At 65.8% G+C, this 18,902-nt stretch carries 19 protein-coding genes and 2 pseudogenes; 8 read left to right on the top strand and 13 right to left on the bottom strand.

Annotated features, from left to right (window positions below; translation table 11 throughout):
- Positions 1 to 61 precede the first annotated feature (61 nt).
- From ACYP5B_RS44905 to ACYP5B_RS44890, 4 genes are all read right to left on the bottom strand, one after another.
- Positions 62 to 1,237 carry an L-rhamnonate dehydratase gene (locus ACYP5B_RS44905; protein ID WP_459573886.1) on the bottom strand — a complete coding sequence of 392 codons (1,176 nt, stop codon included), beginning with the start codon at positions 1,235 to 1,237 and terminating at the stop codon, positions 62 to 64.
- Positions 1,238 to 1,282: 45 nt separating this feature from the next.
- Positions 1,283 to 2,299, bottom strand: coding sequence for a 4-hydroxythreonine-4-phosphate dehydrogenase PdxA (locus ACYP5B_RS44900; RefSeq protein ID WP_459573885.1), 1,017 nt, complete (start codon positions 2,297 to 2,299; stop codon positions 1,283 to 1,285).
- Positions 2,300 to 2,321: 22 nt separating this feature from the next.
- Complete coding sequence (locus ACYP5B_RS44895; RefSeq protein ID WP_459573884.1) at positions 2,322 to 3,290, bottom strand: Bug family tripartite tricarboxylate transporter substrate binding protein; 969 nt, start codon at positions 3,288 to 3,290, stop codon at positions 2,322 to 2,324.
- Between the two features lie 190 nt (positions 3,291 to 3,480).
- On the bottom strand, positions 3,481 to 4,416 hold the full coding sequence (locus tag ACYP5B_RS44890; protein WP_459573883.1) for a LysR family transcriptional regulator: 936 nt from the start codon (positions 4,414 to 4,416) through the stop codon (positions 3,481 to 3,483).
- Positions 4,417 to 4,562: 146 nt separating this feature from the next.
- Between ACYP5B_RS44890 and ACYP5B_RS44885 the strand changes: the two genes are divergently transcribed.
- On the top strand, positions 4,563 to 5,495 hold the full coding sequence (locus tag ACYP5B_RS44885; protein WP_400102547.1) for a dihydrodipicolinate synthase family protein: 933 nt from the start codon (positions 4,563 to 4,565) through the stop codon (positions 5,493 to 5,495).
- 89 nt (positions 5,496 to 5,584) lie between these two features.
- Positions 5,585 to 7,165, top strand: a complete 1,581-nt coding sequence (locus ACYP5B_RS44880) for an aldehyde dehydrogenase (NADP(+)) (RefSeq protein WP_459573882.1) — start codon at positions 5,585 to 5,587, stop codon at positions 7,163 to 7,165.
- A 104-nt stretch (positions 7,166 to 7,269) separates the two neighbouring features.
- Here the strand turns inward: ACYP5B_RS44880 and ACYP5B_RS44875 are convergent, their stop codons facing one another.
- Both ACYP5B_RS44875 and ACYP5B_RS44870 read right to left on the bottom strand, forming a co-directional pair.
- Positions 7,270 to 7,617: a hypothetical protein gene (locus tag ACYP5B_RS44875; RefSeq protein ID WP_459573881.1), complete on the bottom strand. Its 348-nt coding sequence runs from the start codon at positions 7,615 to 7,617 to the stop codon at positions 7,270 to 7,272.
- A 196-nt stretch (positions 7,618 to 7,813) separates the two neighbouring features.
- Positions 7,814 to 8,344, bottom strand: a complete 531-nt coding sequence (locus ACYP5B_RS44870) for an isochorismatase family protein (protein ID WP_459573880.1) — start codon at positions 8,342 to 8,344, stop codon at positions 7,814 to 7,816.
- Between the two features lie 185 nt (positions 8,345 to 8,529).
- Between ACYP5B_RS44870 and ACYP5B_RS44865 the strand changes: the two are divergent.
- Positions 8,530 to 8,709, top strand: a pseudogene (locus ACYP5B_RS44865) (YbaK/EbsC family protein); the annotation flags it as partial.
- A 124-nt stretch (positions 8,710 to 8,833) separates the two neighbouring features.
- Here the strand turns inward: ACYP5B_RS44865 and ACYP5B_RS44860 are convergent.
- The 3 genes from ACYP5B_RS44860 to ACYP5B_RS44850 form a co-directional block, all read right to left on the bottom strand.
- Positions 8,834 to 9,166, bottom strand: coding sequence for a 4Fe-4S binding protein (locus tag ACYP5B_RS44860; protein WP_459573879.1), 333 nt, complete (start codon positions 9,164 to 9,166; stop codon positions 8,834 to 8,836).
- Entirely contained in the window at positions 9,163 to 10,794 is a 1,632-nt protein-coding gene (locus ACYP5B_RS44855; RefSeq protein ID WP_459573878.1) for an FAD-dependent oxidoreductase, read from the bottom strand. The genes ACYP5B_RS44860 and ACYP5B_RS44855 overlap by 4 nt, the downstream gene beginning before the upstream one ends.
- Positions 10,795 to 10,948: 154 nt before the next feature.
- Positions 10,949 to 11,779, bottom strand: a complete 831-nt coding sequence (locus tag ACYP5B_RS44850) for an oxidoreductase (RefSeq protein ID WP_459573910.1) — start codon at positions 11,777 to 11,779, stop codon at positions 10,949 to 10,951.
- Between the two features lie 126 nt (positions 11,780 to 11,905).
- Here ACYP5B_RS44850 and ACYP5B_RS44845 point away from each other — a divergent pair, with 126 nt between their 5' ends.
- Both ACYP5B_RS44845 and ACYP5B_RS44840 read left to right on the top strand, forming a co-directional pair.
- The gene (locus ACYP5B_RS44845) at positions 11,906 to 12,808 is read left to right on the top strand and encodes a LysR family transcriptional regulator (RefSeq protein ID WP_459573877.1); all 903 of its coding nucleotides are present in this window, start codon (positions 11,906 to 11,908) and stop codon (positions 12,806 to 12,808) included.
- A gap of 107 nt (positions 12,809 to 12,915) precedes the next feature.
- Entirely contained in the window at positions 12,916 to 13,626 is a 711-nt protein-coding gene (locus ACYP5B_RS44840) for a glutathione S-transferase C-terminal domain-containing protein (RefSeq protein WP_459573876.1), read from the top strand.
- Positions 13,627 to 13,632: 6 nt separating this feature from the next.
- Here ACYP5B_RS44840 and ACYP5B_RS44835 read toward each other — a convergent pair whose 3' ends face one another.
- Complete coding sequence (locus ACYP5B_RS44835) at positions 13,633 to 15,342, bottom strand: serine hydrolase (protein WP_459573875.1); 1,710 nt, start codon at positions 15,340 to 15,342, stop codon at positions 13,633 to 13,635.
- A gap of 263 nt (positions 15,343 to 15,605) precedes the next feature.
- Between ACYP5B_RS44835 and ACYP5B_RS44830 the strand changes: the two genes are divergently transcribed.
- The 3 genes from ACYP5B_RS44830 to ACYP5B_RS44820 all read left to right on the top strand — a co-directional run bounded on the left by ACYP5B_RS44830 (position 15,606) and on the right by ACYP5B_RS44820 (position 18,009).
- A complete protein-coding gene (locus ACYP5B_RS44830; protein WP_459573874.1) occupies positions 15,606 to 16,280 on the top strand; it encodes a TetR/AcrR family transcriptional regulator in 675 nt (224 codons plus the stop codon).
- A complete protein-coding gene (locus tag ACYP5B_RS44825; protein ID WP_459573873.1) occupies positions 16,277 to 17,512 on the top strand; it encodes a glycosyltransferase in 1,236 nt (411 codons plus the stop codon). The genes ACYP5B_RS44830 and ACYP5B_RS44825 overlap by 4 nt, the downstream gene beginning before the upstream one ends.
- A gap of 170 nt (positions 17,513 to 17,682) precedes the next feature.
- Positions 17,683 to 18,009 (top strand): cupin domain-containing protein, encoded by a 327-nt coding sequence (locus ACYP5B_RS44820; RefSeq protein WP_459573872.1) that lies wholly within the window; start codon positions 17,683 to 17,685, stop codon positions 18,007 to 18,009.
- A gap of 20 nt (positions 18,010 to 18,029) precedes the next feature.
- Here ACYP5B_RS44820 and ACYP5B_RS44815 read toward each other — a convergent pair whose 3' ends face one another.
- The 3 genes and pseudogenes from ACYP5B_RS44815 to ACYP5B_RS44805 all read right to left on the bottom strand — a co-directional run.
- The gene (locus ACYP5B_RS44815) at positions 18,030 to 18,317 is read right to left on the bottom strand and encodes a DUF6881 domain-containing protein (RefSeq protein ID WP_459573871.1); all 288 of its coding nucleotides are present in this window, start codon (positions 18,315 to 18,317) and stop codon (positions 18,030 to 18,032) included.
- A gap of 39 nt (positions 18,318 to 18,356) precedes the next feature.
- Positions 18,357 to 18,722: a glyoxalase superfamily protein gene (locus ACYP5B_RS44810; protein ID WP_400103592.1), complete on the bottom strand. Its 366-nt coding sequence runs from the start codon at positions 18,720 to 18,722 to the stop codon at positions 18,357 to 18,359.
- A pseudogene (locus tag ACYP5B_RS44805) lies at positions 18,722 to 18,902 on the bottom strand (RNA-guided endonuclease IscB); the annotation flags it as partial. The pseudogene ACYP5B_RS44805 and the gene ACYP5B_RS44810, both read right to left, overlap by 1 nt.

Genomic DNA, 18,902 nt, shown 5'->3' with positions numbered 1-18,902 from the left:
CCAGTTGCGCCATCTGCATGGCGCAACTGGCCCCCACGGACACTACAAAGCCGCTTTGGGATTACTCAATAATATTGAAGTCGCCCAAATACTCTTCATTGATCGTCAGCCCCAGCCCCGGCAGGTTGTCGTCCAACTGCAGGTAGCCCTTGTCCGGCGCCGGCTCCCCCTTGAAGATGTAATAAAACAGCTCATTCCCCACCTCCACGTCATGCACCGGGAAGAACTCTGACATCGGCGACGCGGTGGAGGCCATGGTCAGGTGGTAGTTGTGCATCTGCCCAGCGTGCGGGATGACCGGCACGGACCAGGCTTCTGCCATGGCGTTGATCTTCTGCGCAGCGGTGATGCCACCCACGCGGTTGGTGTCGTACTGGATCACGTCGACTGCGCGGCGTTCCAGCAGGTCCTTGAAGCCGTAGGAGGTGAACTCGTGCTCGCCGCCGGAGATGGGGAAGGGGCTCATCTTCTTGAGTTCGGCGTAGCCTTCGATGTCGTCGGCAATCACCGGCTCTTCCAGCCAGCGTGGGTTGAACTCGGCCAGGCGCGGCAGCATGCGGCGGGCGTATTCCAGCGTCCAGCCCATATAGCATTCCAGCATGATGTCGACGCTGTCGCCCACCAGCTCGCGCAGCAGGCGCACTTGCTCGATGTTCTTCTGCATGCCGGCGGGGCCGTCCTTGGGGCCGTAGCCAAAGCGCATCTTCATGGCGGTGAAGCCCTGGTCGAGATAGCTCTGGGCTTCGGCCAGGAAGGCGTCGCGGTCGTCGTTGTTGTAGAGCTTGGAGGCGTAGCACCAGATCTTTTCCTTGGTGCGCCCGCCCAGCAGCTTGAACACCGGCTTGCCCACGGCCTTGCCCATCAGGTCCCACAGCGCGATGTCCACCGCGGAGATCGCTGCCATGCCGATGCCCTTGCGGCCCCATGCATGGGTGCGGCGGTACATCTTCTGCCACAGGTATTCGTTGTCGAACGGGTCCTGGCCGATCACGATGGGGGCCAGGTACTGGTCGATGATTTCCTTGGCCACGCGCGGCGCCAGCGCGCAGTTGCCGATGCCGACGAGGCCCGTGTCGGTCTCGATTTCCACCACCAGCCAGCCGTGGAAGCGGAAGGAGCCCATGGCGTCGCCGCGCTCAAAGAGGATGTCGGTGGCGTTGGTGCAGAAGTGCGCCTGCGGGGGCACGGTCTTGCCCTTCCATTCAAAGACGCGCGTGCGGATGTTGGTGATTTTCAAGATAGTCTCCGTGGGTTTGATTGCCGGTGGCGAACGGGCGGCGGCTTAGCGGGCGGCGCGGTTGCTGCCCATCTGGCAGGCAATGTGGAAAGCTTGCAGCGTGGCACCGAGGTCGGCGCGGCCCTGCTGCGTGATATCGAAGGCGGTGCCGTGGGCCGGCGTGGTGATCGGCACCGGCAGGCCGCCCTGCACGGTGACCCCGCGCGAGAAGCCCATCAGCTTGATGCCGATCTGGCCCTGGTCGTGATACATCGTGACGATGGCGTCGAACTGCCGCTGCGCCGGGCCGCCCTGCACCTTGAGGAAGATGGTGTCGGCGGGGAAGGGGCCGTCGGCGGCCACGCCGCGCTCCCGCGCATCGGCCACCGCCGGCGCGATGATGTCGATCTCCTCGCGGCCGAAGGCGCCGTTGTCGCCGTTATGCGGGTTCAGGCCGCACACGGCAATGCGCGGGCGGGCCATGCCGGCGCCGCGCAGGGCCTGGTCGATCAGGTCGATGGCGTCGCCCACGCTGGCGCGGTTGATCATGGCGGGCACATCCTTGAGTGCCACGTGCGACGTCACGCGGGAGGTCCACAGGCCGTCGAGCACATTGAACTCGCAGAAGGCGCCGTGGTAGCCGAGCTTCTCGGCGAACCAGTGCAGCTCATCGTTGTGCCCCATGCCGGCGGCATGCAGCGAGCTCTTGTTGAGCGGGCCGAACACGATGGCGTCGGCCTTGCCCGCATCGGCCAGTTCCAGCGCCAGTGCGAGCGTGCCGAGGCTGTAGCGGCCACCTTGCGCGGTGGCCACGCCGCGTTGGTAGGCCGGTTTGTCGTCGAGCTGCCAGTGGTACAGGCGCGGGCCACTGTCATCGCCTGCGAACGCAAGCGTATCGGTTTCGCGCAACGCGATGTCGACGCCGGCCACCTGCATGCCGTGACGCCATTCGTCGCGGTCGGCGATCAGCAGGATGTCGGCCTGCGCCGCGGTGGCCGGGTCGGCCAGCAGCTTGGCGATCAGCTCGGGGCCGATGCCGGCGGGGTCGCCGAGCACCATGGCGATTCGGGGTCGTTGGGTCATGGGAGTCTTGGGGGAAAGGGGTTCAGTCCAGCTTGACGCCGAGTTCGGCGATCAGCTTGCCGTAGCGCGCGTATTCGGCGCGCGAGAAGGCATCGAACTGGGCGGTGTTCAGGGTGCCCGGCAGCGCGCCCACGTCACTGAGACGGCGCACGGTGTCGGGGTCCTTGAGTATGGTGGCCAGCGCCGCACCCAGCTTCTGCAGCACGGCCGGCGGGGTGCCTGCCGGGGCATAGACACCGTACCAGGCATTCATCTGGATGCCCGGCACGCCGGCTTCGGCCAGCGTGGGCACATTGGGCAGCAGCGCCGAGCGCTGCTCGGCGGTGACCGCGAGCGCGCGCAGCTTGCCCGCCTTGATATGGTTGATGACGGACGGCATGGTCTCGAAGCTCATGTCGACCTGTCCGCCCATCAGGTCCACCAGCGCGCTGCTGCTGCTCTTGTAGGGCACGTGCAGCAGCTTGCCGTGGATCTGGTGCGCGAAGGCCGCGCCGGCCAGGTGCTGGGTGCTGCCGACGCCGGAGGAGCTATAGCGGAACTTGTCCGGATTGGCCTGGATCTGCGCCACCAGCGACTTGACGTCGAGCGCCGTCACCTGGTTGTTGACCACCAGCACATTGGGCACCGACGACACCAGGGCCACCGGCACCAGGTCCTTGAGCGGATTGAACTGCAGCTTGAGCAGGTGCGGCGCGATGGCTTGCGAGGTGACCACGCCCATCAGCAGCGTGTTGCCATCGGGCGGGGACTTGGCGGTAATGTCGGCGGCGATGGTGTTGGAAGCGCCGGGCCGGTTGTCCACCACCACCGGTTGCTTGAGGAGGGCCGCCAGCTTGTCGGAGACGATGCGGGCCATGACGTCGGTGCCGCCGCCGGGCGCGGCACCCACCATCAACCGTACCGGGCGGGTGTCCTGTGCGTAGGCCCCGGTGGTCATGGCGGCGGCAATTCCCATCAAGCCGGCGAGGACGCCGGACATCCATCGTTTCATCGTTGTCTCCATCTTTGTTATGAGCCTGCGCTGAGGCGCGGATAGGCGAACTATAAGGATGGGAGTGATATCTGACTAATGACGTTTATTGAATGGGTGATTACCTGCAGGAATACATAGGCCAAAGCACGCTGGTTCACCCGGCGGCCGTGGACGGGCGGTGCCGCGCCACCTGTGCCAGACCCGGCCTTCAGGCTTGCGCGCCCCCGGCGCGGAGCAACCTGATCAACTGCGTGGCGGCGGCGGACAGCGTGCCGCCGCGCCGGGTCACCAAGCCAAAGGTCTGCTGCCTGGACTGCATCCGCACAGGCAGGATACGCAGCATCTTGTGCCGGGCGAACAGCACCGCCACGCTGGTCGGCAGCAGGCAGACCAGCTTTGCGCTGCGCTGCAGCATGGCGACGGTGACAAAGGTGGAGGCGGTCGTGATGGCGTTCGGCGGCATGCCCTGTCCGGCCATGTCCAGCTCCCGCTGCAGCAACTCGTGCATCGGCATCTGGCCGGGATAGACGATCCAGCGGTATCCGGCCAGGTCGGCGAACGTCAGCTCCCTGGCGCGCGGCGCGGCATGGCCGTAACCCACCACGGCCGAGATCGGCTCGTCGCCGATCGCCTGGTAGTGATACTTGGCGGGCTGGTCGCTCACCAGCGCGCGGCCGATGACCAGGTCCAGGCGCCCGTCGTCCAGCAGCGTGAGCATGCGCAAGCTGGTGTCCTCGACGATCTCGATGGACAGGTTGGGCTGATCCGCCTGCATGGTTTCCAGCGCCGGCACCAGCACGTCCGGCACCGCGCCCATGATGGCGCCGACGGCCAGGTGCCCGCCCTTGCCGGAGCGGATCTCGGCCATATCCTGGCATAAGGCGGTGAGATCGGTGGCCAGCAGCCGCGCGTAACGGATCACGCAATGGCCGAACTGGTTCGGCCGCATGCCGGTCTTGGAGCGCTCGAACAGCGGCGCATCCAGCATGCCTTCCAGTTCCTGCAAGGCCTTGCTGGCCGCGGACTGCGTCATGGCCATGGCCGACGCGGCCTGGTGCAGCGATTTGTGGTCGTCCAGCGCGATCAGCAATTGCAGTTGCTTCATGCGCAGGCGGGACATCAGGACGTCCAGCGTGGCTTTCATGTGCGTTCGGTTCCGCAAGGATGATCGCCGGGTGAGTCGTAAAAGCGATCATGAGATGGAAAGGTTTCAATATACAGCGCGGTGTGGTGCGCCGTATATTGATTCCCTGCCGCAAGTCGCCCAACCATAACAAGGAGAGAGACCCCATGACCATGCCCAAGATCGATCCCGTCTACCGTGGCGTATTCCCGGTCGCGCCCACCATTTTCGACGAGCAAGGTGGCCTCGACCTCGACGGCCAGCGCCGCTGCATCGATTTCATGATCGACGCCGGCTCCAACGGCATCTGCATCCTGGCGAATTTCTCCGAGCAGTTCGTCCTGACCGACGATGAACGCAGCCTGCTGATGACCACGGTGTTGGAGCACGTGGCTGGGCGCGTGCCGGTGATCGTCACCACCACGCATTTCAGCTCGCGCATCTGCGCCGAGCGCAGCCGAGCCGCGCAGGACGCCGGCGCCGCCATGGTGATGGTGATGCCGCCGTACCACGGCGCCACCATCCGCGTGCCCGAGCGCGCCATCTACGAATTCTTCGCCACCGTCTCGGCGGCGATCGACATCCCCATCATGATCCAGGATGCGCCTGTGAGCGGCACCACGCTGTCGGCGCCGTTCCTGGCGCGCATGGCCAAGGAGATCGCCAATGTCTCCTACTTCAAGATCGAAGTCCCGCAAGCCGCGGTGAAACTGCGCGAGCTGATCGAGCTTGGCGGCGACGCCATCAAAGGCCCGTGGGATGGCGAAGAAGCCATCACGCTGATGGCCGACCTGGACGCCGGCGCCACCGGCGCGATGACCGGCGCGGGCTTCCCGGACGGCATCCGCAAGATCGTGGATGCCTACCAGGCTGGCGACACCGAGCTTGCCGCGCAGCACTACCAGCAATGGCTGCCGCTGATCAACTATGAGAACCGGCAGGGCTGGCTGGCGACCGCCAAGGCGCTGATGAAGGAGGGCGGCGTGATTGCCTCCGATGCGCTGCGCCATCCCTTGCAGCCCATGCACCCGGCCACGCGTGCCGGCTTGCTGCAGATCGCGCGCCGGCTGGATCCGCTGGTGTTGCGCTGGGGCAAGTGAGGCGAGCAGTGGCCGACGTGATCCGCTAACCCATATCGAACGACTGGCGGCGCCGCTGACGCGCCGCCTTTTCATTTCAAGGACCCAAGATGAAACTCTCAGGCGAACTGCTCATTGGCCGCCAGTCCGTGCGCGGCACCCATGGCGAGATCCGGGCCGTCGATCCCGCATCCGGCGAAACGCTGGAGCCGGCTTTTGGCGGCGCCACGCTGGCGCAACTTGACCAGGCTTGCGCACTGTCCGCGCAGGCATTCGATGTGTATCGCGAAACGTCGCTCGAACAACGCGCTGCCTTCCTCGAGAAGATCGCCACCAATATCCTGGAGCTTGGCGACGCGCTGATCGAGCGCTGCGTCAGCGAGAGCGGCCTGCCGCGCGCCCGTATCGAGGGCGAGCGCGGGCGTACCGTGGGCCAGCTCCGGCTGTTTGCCGCCGTGGTGCGGCAGGGCGATTTCCTCGACCTGCGCATCGATCCCGCGCAGCCGGAACGCAAGCCGCTGCCGCGCGTGGACCTGCGCCTGCGCAACATCGCGCTGGGGCCGGTGGCCGTCTTCGGGGCGAGCAATTTCCCGCTGGCGTTCTCGGTGGCGGGTGGCGACACGGCGTCGGCGCTCGCCGCCGGCTGCCCGGTTGTCGTCAAGGCGCATCCGGCGCATCCCGGCACCTCGGAGCTGGTCGGCCGTGCGATCCAGAAGGCCGTGGAAGAACTGGGTTTGCCCGAGGGCACGTTCTCGCTGCTGTTCGATTCCGGCCTGGAGATCGCGCAGGGGCTGGTCAGCGATCACCGCATCAAGGCGGTCGGCTTCACCGGCTCGCGCGCCGGCGGCACGGCGCTGATGAAACTTGCCGCCGCCCGCAGCGAGCCGATTCCGGTCTACGCGGAAATGAGCAGCATCAACCCGGTCCTGCTGTTCCCGCACGCGCTGGGCAACCGCGCGGAGGGAATCGGCAAGGCATTCGCCGCATCTCTGACGCTGGGCGCGGGCCAGTTCTGCACGAATCCCGGCTTGATCCTTGCCGTGGATGGCCCGGATCTCGACCGCTTCCTGGCAGCGGCCGAAGCGGTGATCGCGCAGATCCCGGCTTCAACCATGCTGACGCCCGGCATCCACCGCGCCTATGGCGCCGGTGTTGAAACCATCGGCTGCCATCCGCAGGTGAGCACGGTTGCACGTGGCCAGGCCGGCGCGCAATACCAGGGGCAGGCTGCGCTGTTCTCGACCACCGCGCAAGCGTTCCTTGACCACGAGGCACTGCGCGCGGAAATCTTCGGCGCGGCGTCGCTGGTGGTGCGTTGCCCCGACCTTGCCAGCATGCAGCGCGTAGTGGAAGCCCTCGAAGGGCAATTGACCGCGGCCATCCACATCGATGAAGCCGACTATGGCGCCGCACGCACCTTCCTGCCGGCGCTGGAGCGCCGCGTGGGCCGGATCCTGGTGAACGGTTTCGGTACGGGCGTGGAGGTCAGCCACGCCATGGTGCACGGCGGCCCGTATCCGTCCACGTCGGACGGGCGCTCGACTTCGGTCGGGAGCCTGGCCATCGCGCGCTTCCTGCGCCCGGTCTGCTACCAGGACATGCCCGCGGCTTTGCTGCCGCAAGCGCTGCGCGCCGGCAATGCGCTGGGCCTTGCGGTACGGGTGGATGGCGAAACGCCATCTAGCCGTTAGCCGTTAGCCGTTAGGTCATCTGCTCCTTCTCGCTTCAACGCAAAGCGCGCGGCGCGGCTATCAGCCGGCACCGCGCGCGGTGAAATCTCGCACTGTCGGATGCATCAGGCGTTGGCGCCTTCGGTGAAGACGTCGACCTTGCCGCTGCGCGCGCCATCGGTGTAGGTATCGAAGCGGCGTGCCGGCGAAGCCGAAACCCCCGAGCGATCCAGCCCGGCGATGCGGGCGCCTTCGGTGAAGGTATCCAGCTTGCCGCTGCGGGCGCCTTCGGTGAAGGCATCGGTTGCGCGGAAGTCATAGCCGTACTTGTCGGCGGGCACCGAGGTGCGGAACTCATAACCGTACTTGTCACCGGCGTGGGTGTCCTTGGCGGAAGCGGCCTGGGCGGCGCCGATGGCGGCGAGCGACAGCACGAGGGTGGAAGCGAGCTTGAGGGCGAAGGTCTTGGTCATGATGTTCTCCAGTATCTTAAAATTCGTTGAATTTCATTGATTGTTCGCTGCGACTGCCAGAACGTTGCTTTGTTTGTGTGCGCCGTCCATGTAACGAACTATAGGAGAGTCATCGGTGCGTTAGACCAGTCATATCCGGATAGGTTATTCAGATTTTTTGAATATACGGGCGGGTGGCACGACGGCCCGCGAACCGCTACTTCACAAAACCCAGCACCTCGCGGAACCTCTCATGCCGGCTCGTACGCATCCACTCGAAGGCAAGCATCTCGACGGTGGCCGCGGTTGCCCCGCCGCCGCGCATCCTGTCGATGGCCGCTTCCCGGCTGGAGGCCTTGCGTGAGCCGATGGCATCCAGCACCACGGTCACTTTCAAGCCGTGCTCCTGCAGCCCGGCGACGGTCTGCAGCACGCAGACGTGGGCTTCGCAGCCGGCCACCACCACGTTTTTCCGACCTGCAGGAAGCATGTCGAGCAAGCCGTCCCGGCAGCCGTCGAAGTGGTCCTTGGCCAGGGTTTGATCGCACAGGCGCTTGATCTCGTCGAGATTCCCGCCCAGGCTGCCGGGGCTTTGCTCGGTGCCGATCACGGGCACGCCCAGTACGCGGGCGATGTTGGCAAGGCGCACGGCCTCGGTTACGACGCGATCGCCTTCGTGTATCGCCGGCATCAGGCGGGCCTGGAAATCCACCAGCACTAGAACGGACTCAGCGGCGTTGTGCAGCATGTTCATTTTCCTTGGTGAGTTGGCATATCGTTCGTTTCCCGGTGGGAGGGGCTGCAGTCTCAACCCGCATTGTCCCGCTTTGACGGGATTTCAGGCCGGTCGACCATGTCCGGCGTGCCGCCCCCGTGCAGGCTGATGACCGAGTACCAGCCGCCCTGATAGGACGCGGTCTTCGATGAACCGCGGTTGGCCGGGTATGCCCGTTCGGCTTGCCGCATGCGCTGAAGGTCTTTGCGGATGTCTCGCTAAAGAGGTTCGACGAAGTCCTGCCGGCGGCCGGCGCGACCAACGCGGCGATTCGGATTACCCCCGAGCACCTGGCGCAGCTGGTCAAGGCCGAATGGGTGGATGTGGCGCAAGGCTAGCCGTCACGCTCGTCATCCGCAGCACCAAAGTGCGGTGGATAGAGCGGATAGCGCAAGGCCGCGTACACCAGCCCGACGGTGGCAATGGCGGTGATCCAGTCGATCAGGTCTTTCATGGTATCTCCTAGCGGCGGACCAGTCCAAGCAGCGCATGGCTGCCGTCCTGCGCGGCGGTGGACGTCCGCCCGCTGCCCCAGCCCACCGCCGCGCGGTAGCTGCCGGCGTGGCGGGGCTGCGTGGTGGCGGTGTTGTCCGCCGGCTGGCAGGCGTCGGCCAGCGGCGCCACGAAGAGCGCGTCCTCGGGGCAGTACAGCTCGCACATGAAGCAGGTCTGGCAGTCATGCTGGCGCGCGATCGCCGGCGGCTGGGCAGGCACGATGGCGAAGACATTGGTGGGGCACACGCGCACGCAGATATTGCAGCCGGTGCAGCGCGCGCTGTTGAGCAGTTCGATCATGCGGCTGCCTGCCAGGTGGCGTCGGCGATGTTTTCGTGCGCGGTCCAGACTTCGTCGAGCCCGCCGCTGATCACCCGGTGGCGCTGGCTTGCATCCTGGCCCGGATGATCGATGCGCCGGTGCATGCCGCGCGTCTCGGTGCGCGCCAGCGCGCTGCGGTACATCCAGCGCGCGGTGGCGAGCATGGCGGTGGCCTCGCGCGTGCGCAATGCGTGCTCGCCGGTGGGCAGCGGCGCGGTGTTGCCCCATTGCCGCCACAGGGCATCGAGCCGCGTCAGCGAATCGGTGAGCGTCTCGCCATGGCGGAACCAGTTGCGTGCATAGGGAAACACTTCCGCTTGCACGGCCGTGACGAGCGCCGATGCGTCCGGCTGCGCTGGGGTTGCCTGCGTGTGCGCTCGGTTGCCGTGGCCGGCGCTGTCCAAGGCTTGCCCCGCATTCGCGCGCGCGTCCTGCGCGAAGGCCGCCGCGCCCTGGCCGGCCCACCAGCCGGACGACATCGCCCAGGCGGCGTTGTGGCTGCCGCCGCCGGTAAAGCCGCCGCAGATCAGCTCGCGCGTAGCGGCGTCGCCGGCCGCGTAGAGGCCGGGCACGCTGGTGGCGCATTGCGCGTCGTTGATGCGCAGGCCGCCGGTGCCGCGCACCGTGCCTTCCAGCCGCAAGGTCACCGGGAAGCGTTGCGTGAAGGGATCGATGCCAAGGCGGTCGAAGGGCAGGAAATAGTTTGGCTGGGCGCTGCGCATCCAGGCACGCACCTTGACGTCCGCGCGGTCCAGCCGTGCGTACACCGCTTGCGTTTGCAGCGCGCGGGCAATCACGCTGCGGCCCTGCGCCGAGCCCGCGCCTTCCAGCACCTGGCCCTGCGCGTCATAGAAGGTCGCCCATTGGTAGAACAGCGATTTGGTGACCGACGAGAACGCGGGCCCAAGGCCATAGGCATTGGAGAACTCCATGCCGGAAAGATCGGCGCCGGCTTCGGCCGCCATCAGGTAGCCATCGCCGGTCAGCACGTTGCAGCCCAGGGCGCGGCTGAGGAAGGCGCAACCTCCGGTGGCGATCACCACCGCGCCGGCGCGCAGCGTCCACTCGCCCGGCTGGCCCGCACGGGGCTGCCGGTGCAGGCCCCTTGCGCCGCGCACCGTGCCGCCGGCGTCCACCAGCAGGGCCAGCGCCGGGCTGTGATCCAGAATGCGAACACCCGCCGCCTTGGCGCGCCGGCGCATCAGCCGCATGTAGTCCGGGCCTTGCAGGGAGATGCGCTGCGCCTGGCCGGCGTCGTCCTGCGGGAATGGGTAGCCCCATTCGGCAAGCTGTTCGAGCCCCGCATAGGTGCGGTCCAGCACCCGGTCCATCCAGGCCGGCTCGGCCAGTTCGCCGCCAAGTGCGTAGCGGCTGGCCTTGGCCGCGGCGCGCGCGGCGGGGTCGGGTGCAACGTGCCAGATGGCGGTGCCGGCCGCGGCGGTGGCCCCCGAGGTGCCGCAATAGCCTTTGTCGGCCAGCACGACGCGCGCGCCGCTTTCGGCAGCGGCGATGGCTGCCCAGGTGCCGGCGGGGCCGCCGCCGATGACCAGCACATCGGTCTGCGGCGAAGGCGTCCTGGCGCGGTACTCGGTCCCGATGGATGGCATGCGGCGATTCCTCCCGGCAGTGGCGATTGGCATATCGAATGATCGAATGACAGTAGCCAACTGGCGCGGGCCGCGCAACGAAGCTTTGGTGCAATCCATATGCGCTCGCCGCAGCGGGCGGCGAGCGCGGCAATCCGTTCCGCTGGCAGCGAATTCAATCGGTAAGGTCAGTACTGACGGTCAGCGCTTCCCACTGGTTGATTTCCTCCTGCAATGTCTCGAGCTTCTCGCGAACGAAGCCGAGCGCATCGGTGCCCAGCAGCAGATGCACCGGCGGCTGGTCCGACGCCACCACCTTGAGGATCGCCTGCGCGGCCTTGCGGGGATCTCCCGGCTGCTTGCCGGATCTTGCCGCACGCGCGGCGCTCAGCGGTTCCAGCGTCGCCGCGTAGTCCTCGATCGTGCGCACCGTGCGTTGCAGGGAGCGGCCTGCCCAGTCCGTGCGGAAGGCGCCTGGCTCGATCGCGGTTACCTTGATGCCGAAGGGGCGCACTTCCTTGGAGAGCGCCTCGTTGATGCCTTCCAGCGCGAACTTGCTCGCGTTGTAGATGCCCACGCCGGGAAATGTCATGAGGCCGCCCATCGACGTGACGTTCAGGATGTGGCCGCTACGCCGTTCGCGCATGAAGGGCAGGACGGCCTGGATCACGCCGATCGCGCCGAACACATTCACGTCGAACTGCGCACGGATGTCCGCGGCCGTGGCTTCTTCGATGCTGCCCTCGTAGCCGTACCCCGCGTTGTTGACCAGCACGTCGATCGGGCCAACCTCGCGCTCGATCTGCGCGACCACGCGCGGGATGTCCGCGTCGGACCGCACGTCGAGCACGTAGCCGAAAGACTGTCCCGGGGACATCGCGGAGAACGCCGCGCGCTGCGCTTCCTGGCGCAGCGTGCCCGCGACCTTGTCGCCCTGCGCGATCGCGGCCTCGGCCAGCGCGCGCCCAAAACCAGTGCTTACGCCCGTAATGAACCAGGTTTTCATCATCTTTCCAGGAGAATTGTCAGGGGGAGCTGCCGTCCTCGGCGGCTCGGTACAACGGAGTATGGAGGTTGCCGACCCTGTCAAGAAGGAAGATAATCGGCAAGGACTTTGCAATAAATTTGCATAATGAATCCAACCGAATTCCAGGCCCTTTCCGTCTTTGCCCGCGTAGCGCAGGAGCAAAGCTTCAGCGCCGCCGCGCGCGCGCTGGGGATCCCGGTGACGTCCGTCAGCTATACGGTCAGGCGCATCGAAGAGCGCCTGGGAGCCCGTCTGCTTAACCGGACGACGCGCAGTGTCAGCCTGACGGAGGCCGGAGCGCGGTTCCTGACGAGGATCTCGCCGCTCCTGCAGGAACTCGAGCTCGCCATGCGCGATGTTTCCAAATCCTCCAGCGAGTCAATGGGCACGCTGCGCCTGAACGTGCCCCCGACCGCCATCCCGCTGGTGATCCAGCCCGTCCTGAAAGCGTTCCTGACGGCCTACCCCGACATCAATGTCGAGGTCATCGCCGATAACAGCCTGGTGGACATCGTCGGCAAGGGTTTCGATGCCGGCATCCGCTACGACAATGTGCTGGACGAAGACATGGTGATCGTGCCGCTCGTCACGCAGATGCGCTTTTGCGTGGTTGCGTCTCCGGCGTACCTGAAAGACAAGGCAAAGCCACGGCACCCGCGAGATCTGCTCGAGCATCAATGCGTGAACTATAGGAGCGCCGATACCGGCGCGCTGTATCGCTGGGAGTTCGAGAAAGCCGGTGAAACCATGCAGATCGCTGTGGCCGGGCGCATCGCGACCAATGACAACGGCTTGCTGCTGCAGTCCGCCCTGGACGGGTTCGGCTTTGCCTACCTGCCATACCGCAACGCCGAGCCGCATTTGCGGGCCGGCGCGCTGGTGAATGTGCTGGACGCGTGGATACCACGCACGGGGCTCTACCTCTATTACTACAACCGCACGGGGATGCCGAAGAAGCTGCGCGTCTTTATCGATTTTGCCAAGACGGCGCTGGCGGATAGCAGGTAACAGGTAGCGGGGACGTCGCCATCAGGCCAGGCCAGCGTTATCGCCTAGACTTACCGGAGCCGCGCCGCGATCCTCAAATGCCGGGCCGCCCTTGAGGGAGTGTTTGAATGATCACACTGTATTCCTATCCGGAGCTGTTCGGCCTTGAAGACAATAATCCGTATGGCCTGAAGGTGTTCGCCTTCCTTCAGCTGTGCGGCCTGCGTTTTACGCACCGGCATATCCTCGACACAAAAGCAGCGCCGCGAGGGCAGCTCCCGTATGTCGTCGACGATGAGCAGACCGTCGGCGACAGCGATGCCATCGTGTCCTACCTGAAAAACAAGTACAGGCTGGCCATCGATAGCGCCCTGACCAGCGCACAGCAGGACCTGGATCTGCTGGTGCGCCGCGCGCTGGATGACCTCTACTGGGTCATGTCGTACTCGCGCTGGCGCGATCCGCGCTTCTGGCCGCTGTTCCGGGACGCGCTGCTGAAGACCCATCCGGACCTTGCGGCGGATGACCTGGAGGCGGCAAGGCAATACAACTTCGAGCGATACCGCTATCAGGGCATCGGCCGCTTCGAACCGGGCGAGGTCTATGCCCGGGGCATTGCCGATCTGGCCGTGGTGGCCAACCTGATCGGCGACCAGGATTTTCTGTTTGGCGCTGCGCCGACCAGCATCGATGCTGCCGTGTATGGGTTTGTGGCGAATATCTATTTCTATGAGATCGACACGCCGCTCAAGCAGTTCGTCTTGTCGAAGGCCAATCTGGTCCGGCATTGCCATGCGGTGCGGGCTGCCATGGACAAGGGCGCCGGCTTGCGGCCGTGAGGCGATTTACGCTGGCACAGCCTGCCGCAGTGCCAGGAAGGTGCCATCCGGCTGGTAAAAGATGACCGCGTCCACGATGTCTGGCGCGGGACGACGAAACTCGACCCGATGCCCATGGAGTCCTTCCAGGTCAAAGGTCCGCCCGTCAAACGGCTGCAGCGGCCAACTTTGCTGCCCGGCGATGCGCAGCGATAGCTGGCCCGCCGCGTCGAGCGTGACGGCGATCTCCTGCGCGCCGTGCACGAAGCTGCCGGCGCAGAGGGCGCGGAACGCAGGGTCGAGCACGTCGCCGCCGGCCGCGCGGCGAAAGACGATGTCCGCCACCATGGGCTCCAATGGTGCGGAGATCCGGTCGATGTTGCCTTCCCGGTCATAGCCGAAGCTCAGTGCCAGGTTGTCGGGATTGATCTCGGCCGGCTTGTCGGGGGTGGTGAATACATCGTAGTGGCGGTGTTCGAGCGGGCCCGACATGCCGCGCCAGCGCCATGCCAGTGCATTGTTCTCTTTAGCGATGACGATCCGCCCGTAGGCCGGGTGTTCGTACTCGCCCACGTAGTCGTCAAGCGGATGGCTTGGCGTGGTGCCGGTCCGGCGCAATTCGCTGCGCGCCTGCTTGTCGAGCTTCTGTTGCGCAAGCCCTTGGTGGCGCATGGCGTGATACCGCTCGAACCAGTCGATCGGCTTGTGGCCGCAGAGCTGGTCGAGCGTGGCGTAGGTCAGGAGTTCTGTGACCGAACTTGGCGCGCGATTGGTGAGTACCGCCACGCCGATCCTGCGCTCCGGCAGCATTGTCATCAAGGTGCCCCAGCCGACCCAGCTGCCTGAATGGGATACCTTCCGTTCGCCGCGATAGTGTTCCAGCGACAGGCCGAGTCCATAGTGGTACTCACCCACCTCTTTGAACACGGAGCGGCCCACGTGCACGCGCGGGGTCATCATTTGCCGGACGATTTCCGCCGACAGCAGAGGCTTGCCGTTCACGCATCCTTCGTCGATCAGGAAGTGCATCCATTTCGCCAGGTCCGAAACGGAGGCATTGAGCCCGCCGGCGGGCAGCGCACGGATAGGCGTCAACATCGCGCGCTGGCTTTCGTCGCCTTGCATGATGTGCGGATGCGCATGGTCCGGCGCGGCGGCGAGCGCGTCGATGGAGAGCCCGAAGTTCGCGAAGCCCAGCGGACGGAGCAGGCGCTCGGTAGTGAAATCTTCCCAGCGCTGCCCGCTGACGCGCTCCGCGATATGCCCGGCCACGAGATACCCAAGGTTCTGGTACTGGTAGGCTTCGCGCACGTCCCGGCTCGGCTCCAGATGGCGCAAGGCCGCCAGGATCTGCGCGACCGACAGGTCGCCGGGCGAGTGAATCCAGTCGTGGCGCGGGACGCCGCTGTGATGGCAAAGCAGATCCCGCACGGTCACGCGCTCGGTCGCAACCGCATCGTGTAGGCGGAACTCCGGAATGTAGTCACGCACGGGCCGCGTCCAGTCGAGCTTGCGCTCGTCCACCAGAAGGCCAAGGCCGGCTGCGGTGAAAGACTTGGTGAGCGAGCACAGCAGGAACTGGGTGTCCTGCGCCACGGGCGCCGGCGCTTCGGCGTCGCGCACGCCATAGCCTTTGAGCAGCACCGTTTCGCGATCCCGGATCACGGCTAGCGCAAGGCCCGGCACCTTCCATTCCTTCATCGACGCTGCTACGAGGTCATCGAAATCACTCAGCATGGGCGGGATCCTTGTCTCTCTCACGCAGTATTGGAAGTCGGTGCGATTCGCGTTGCGTGCCAGATCGTCCGTGGGAATTGCAGCGTGCGCCAGACGTTAGCACCGGCCCGGCAATCTGTTATCGCCCTGAAGGAGGGTATGTGGTGGCTGCGCGACGCGCAGCACGCAGCACGATCCTGCACGGCTCCCGGCCGGATTGATTTACCGCCAGGGTCGCGCTACGATACTTGAACGACGTTCAATAATGTTCGTCGTTCATTTATATGGATGAGATGGTCGCCCACGACATGCCGGGCCGCCGTGCCCGAAAGCGCGCGCAAACGCTGGATCTCCTTGCCCAGACTGCCATGGGCCTGTTCGAAGCGCAGGGCTTCGACGCCGTGACGATGGAGCAGATCGCGGCCGAGGCCGACGTTGCCAAGGGAACGCTCTACAACCATTTCCCGACCAAGGAATCCGTGCTGGCGCACTGGATCCATATGCAATTGGCGGCCGATCTGGCGCATCTGCAGCCTGAGGTCGAACGGCAGGCCAGCTTCCGGTCGGCCCTGGCGCTGCTGCTCGATGCGACAGCCGCCTGGTGCGAGGGGCATCGCGCTTACCTTCTGCCTTACCTTCGCTTTCGTTTCCTGAGCCTTGAAGCCGCGCCGCCCGCGCAAGAGGCCATAGAGCCCGTAGAGCCCGGAGGGGCGAGCGACATGACCGATGTGTTCGGGCTGCTGATCGGCCAGGGCCAGCGCTCGGGCGAACTGCGGCGCGATCTCGACGCGGCGCATCTGGCGTCGCTGTTCCATCACCTCTATCTCGGTGCGCTGATGCGCTGGCTGACCTTGCCGGGGCTGACGTTGCGCGAGGAGTTCGCAGCGGTGGTGACGCTGTTCGTGGAGGGCAGCGCCCGGCCGCTGGCGCCACGTCCAAGGAGCCGCAAGACACCATGAAATTCATCGTCGCAACCTATGGCACGGAGGGAGACGCCCGTCCGCTGGCCGCACTGTGCCGCGCGTTGATGGATGCCGGCCACCAGGCCCGGCTACTTGCCGATGGCGCAACGCTTGGCACGGCCAATGCCCTTGGCGTTCCGGCGACCGCGCTGGCGGGAGACATCAAGGGCGCGTTGCAGCCGGAGCTTGCGATCTCCGGCGTGGTGGCGCGGGACCGCCGCTTCACCAGCACGGCGAGCGCGCTGGCGCGCATTGCCAATGCCAATGCCGAGGCATGGCTGCGGGAGATCGTGGCGGCGGGCGAAGGCTGCGATGCCATCATCGTTTCCGGCCTGGCGGCCTTTGTCGGCTTGTCGGCCGCCGAGCATCTCGGCGTGAAGGCGATCGGCACCGGGCTGATCCCGATCACGCCGACGGCGGATTTCGCCTCGCCTTTCCTGCCGCCGGCGCGGCTGCCGGGCTGGCTTAGCCGCGCGAGCCACCACTTTGTCAACGGGATGCTGTGGCGGGCGTTTCGCAAGCAGACCAATGCGGCGCGCGCGGCGGTATGCGGGCTGCCGCCCCGGCGGGCGCTCTGGACCCGGCATCCGATGCTTTATGGAGTCTCGCCGAGCCTGTTGCCCAAGCCGGCAGACTGGCCGGCCAATGCGCGGGTTTGCGGGCAATGGATCGCGCCGTCACCGGACTGGAGGGCGCCGCAGCCGCTTGCCGATTTCCTCGCGGCAGGCGAGCCGCCGATGTATTTCGGCTTCGGGAGCATGGCGGGGTTCGATCGGCAGAAGATGCTGGACGCGGTGGTCACGGCGGCCGCGGGACGGCGGGCGCTGTTCTATCCCGGGTGGAGCGGGATGGACACCGCCGGACTTCCGGCGAATGTGCATGTGGTTGGCGACACACCGCATGACTGGCTGTTTCCCAGGACGTCGCTCGTTGTCCATCACGGCGGCTCCGGCACGACCCATTGCGCCGCGCGGGCGGGGGTGCCATCGGTGGTGGTGCCGTTCGTGGGTGACCAGTTCTTCTGGGCGGACCGGCTCGGGCTGGCCGGCGTTGCCGCCGCCGTGAACGGAAAGCACCTGCAAGCCTCGGCACTCGCACGCGCCATCGCGTTCGCCCAGGGCGCCGAGGCGCGGTCCCGCGCCCGCGAGCTCGGTGCCCGCATGGCGGGCGAAAACGGCCTGGCCGATGTGGTCTCGGCCATCGAGGCCATGATGCGGGATGGCCCATGATGTTACTGGTGTGCGCACGCTGCCAGGTATCGGGGTTTTTCCGTGTCCGCTAATTTCCGGATCGCTGGCGGGCACGACTAGAATGGATTGTCCGGAACGCGGCGCGCTTCGCACCGAAGTGCCCGCCACGCCCCACACCGCTCACGTCGTTCACACCCGAGGAGCCGCCCATGTCCCTGCCTCATCTAGCTTCCGGCCAGGTTGCCAGCGTGCTGCCGCTAGGCGAGCGTCTCGCGAAGACACCCACTACCGCCTTCTTCAAGGAAAGCCGCCTGGAGGTCATGCGCCTGGTGCTGACCGCCGGCAAGCATATGCCCGCCCATGCGGTAGCCGGGCCAATCACGGTGCAGTGCCTGGAAGGGGAGGTCGACATCGGCGTGGAAGGTGCGCACCGGCTGCTGCGGCGAGGCGACCTGATCTATCTGGAATCCAACGTCATGCACGATGTGACGGCGATCAGCAACGCATCGTTGCTGGTGACGCTGGTGCTGCTGTAGCAGGCGTCACCAGGAAACGCTCAATGCTTTGCCGGGCGTGCGTGCAATAGCCAGAGGACTTCAAAAGCCTCCGGCGTCATCGCCGCGCCGTCGAACTCCGGATCCGCGTTGATCTCGGCAAGGCCCGGCACCGGCACCAGCCCGAGATTGGTGCTTCCCGTTGCCGCCTCGGCGCTGGCGAAGCCGACGGTTCCGTCCCGGAAGAATTCCAGCTTCCTGGTCTCGAAGCGCGCGCCGTCAAGCTCCGACACAAGGCGAACCGGCTCCGAGGCAAGCTCGTGCCGCCAGATGACGTCGATGTATTCCATCGGGATCTCCCCTCAAGCCGCGTGTCGCCAAACAAAAACCTAGTCCTTGGATAGCTCGCAAAACCGCAGGCGGTTGCCAAACGGATCCGCGACTTGCAGTTGCCGCCCCCAGCCCACCGCGTCGATGCCTGGCTTTGCGTAGGGATACTGCCTGGCATCCAGTTCGCGATGCAGGGCATCGATGTCTTCCACGGGGACGAACACCGTCGAACCCGGCGTGGCGTCTCCATGGTGCTCGCTCAGGTGCAGCGTCAGGCCGGATCGCCTCACCTGGGCATATAGCGGAAATCCCTCCTCGAAACGATGCTCCCAATCGAGGGTGAAGCCAAGATAGTCCAGATAGAATTCCTTGGCCTTCTCGACCGAGAAGATCCGGATGATGGGGATGGCGGGGGAGAGGTTCATCAGTTCGCGCGGGAAACATCGGCCTTCAGGCCGGTGAGGGATAGCGCGCGACGCGAAGCGTCGCCCCTGTGCCCGCTCTCCTTTGTGGATTGCGCTACGAGTGAATAACCATATCCATCGCCGCGCTGAATGATCTTGCAGTAGCGGTGAGAAACGCCTTGGACGACCCCATCGACGGTC

The organism is Cupriavidus sp. 8B, from assembly GCF_054589115.1.
This window is presented reverse-complemented; position numbering and strand designations above follow the sequence as displayed.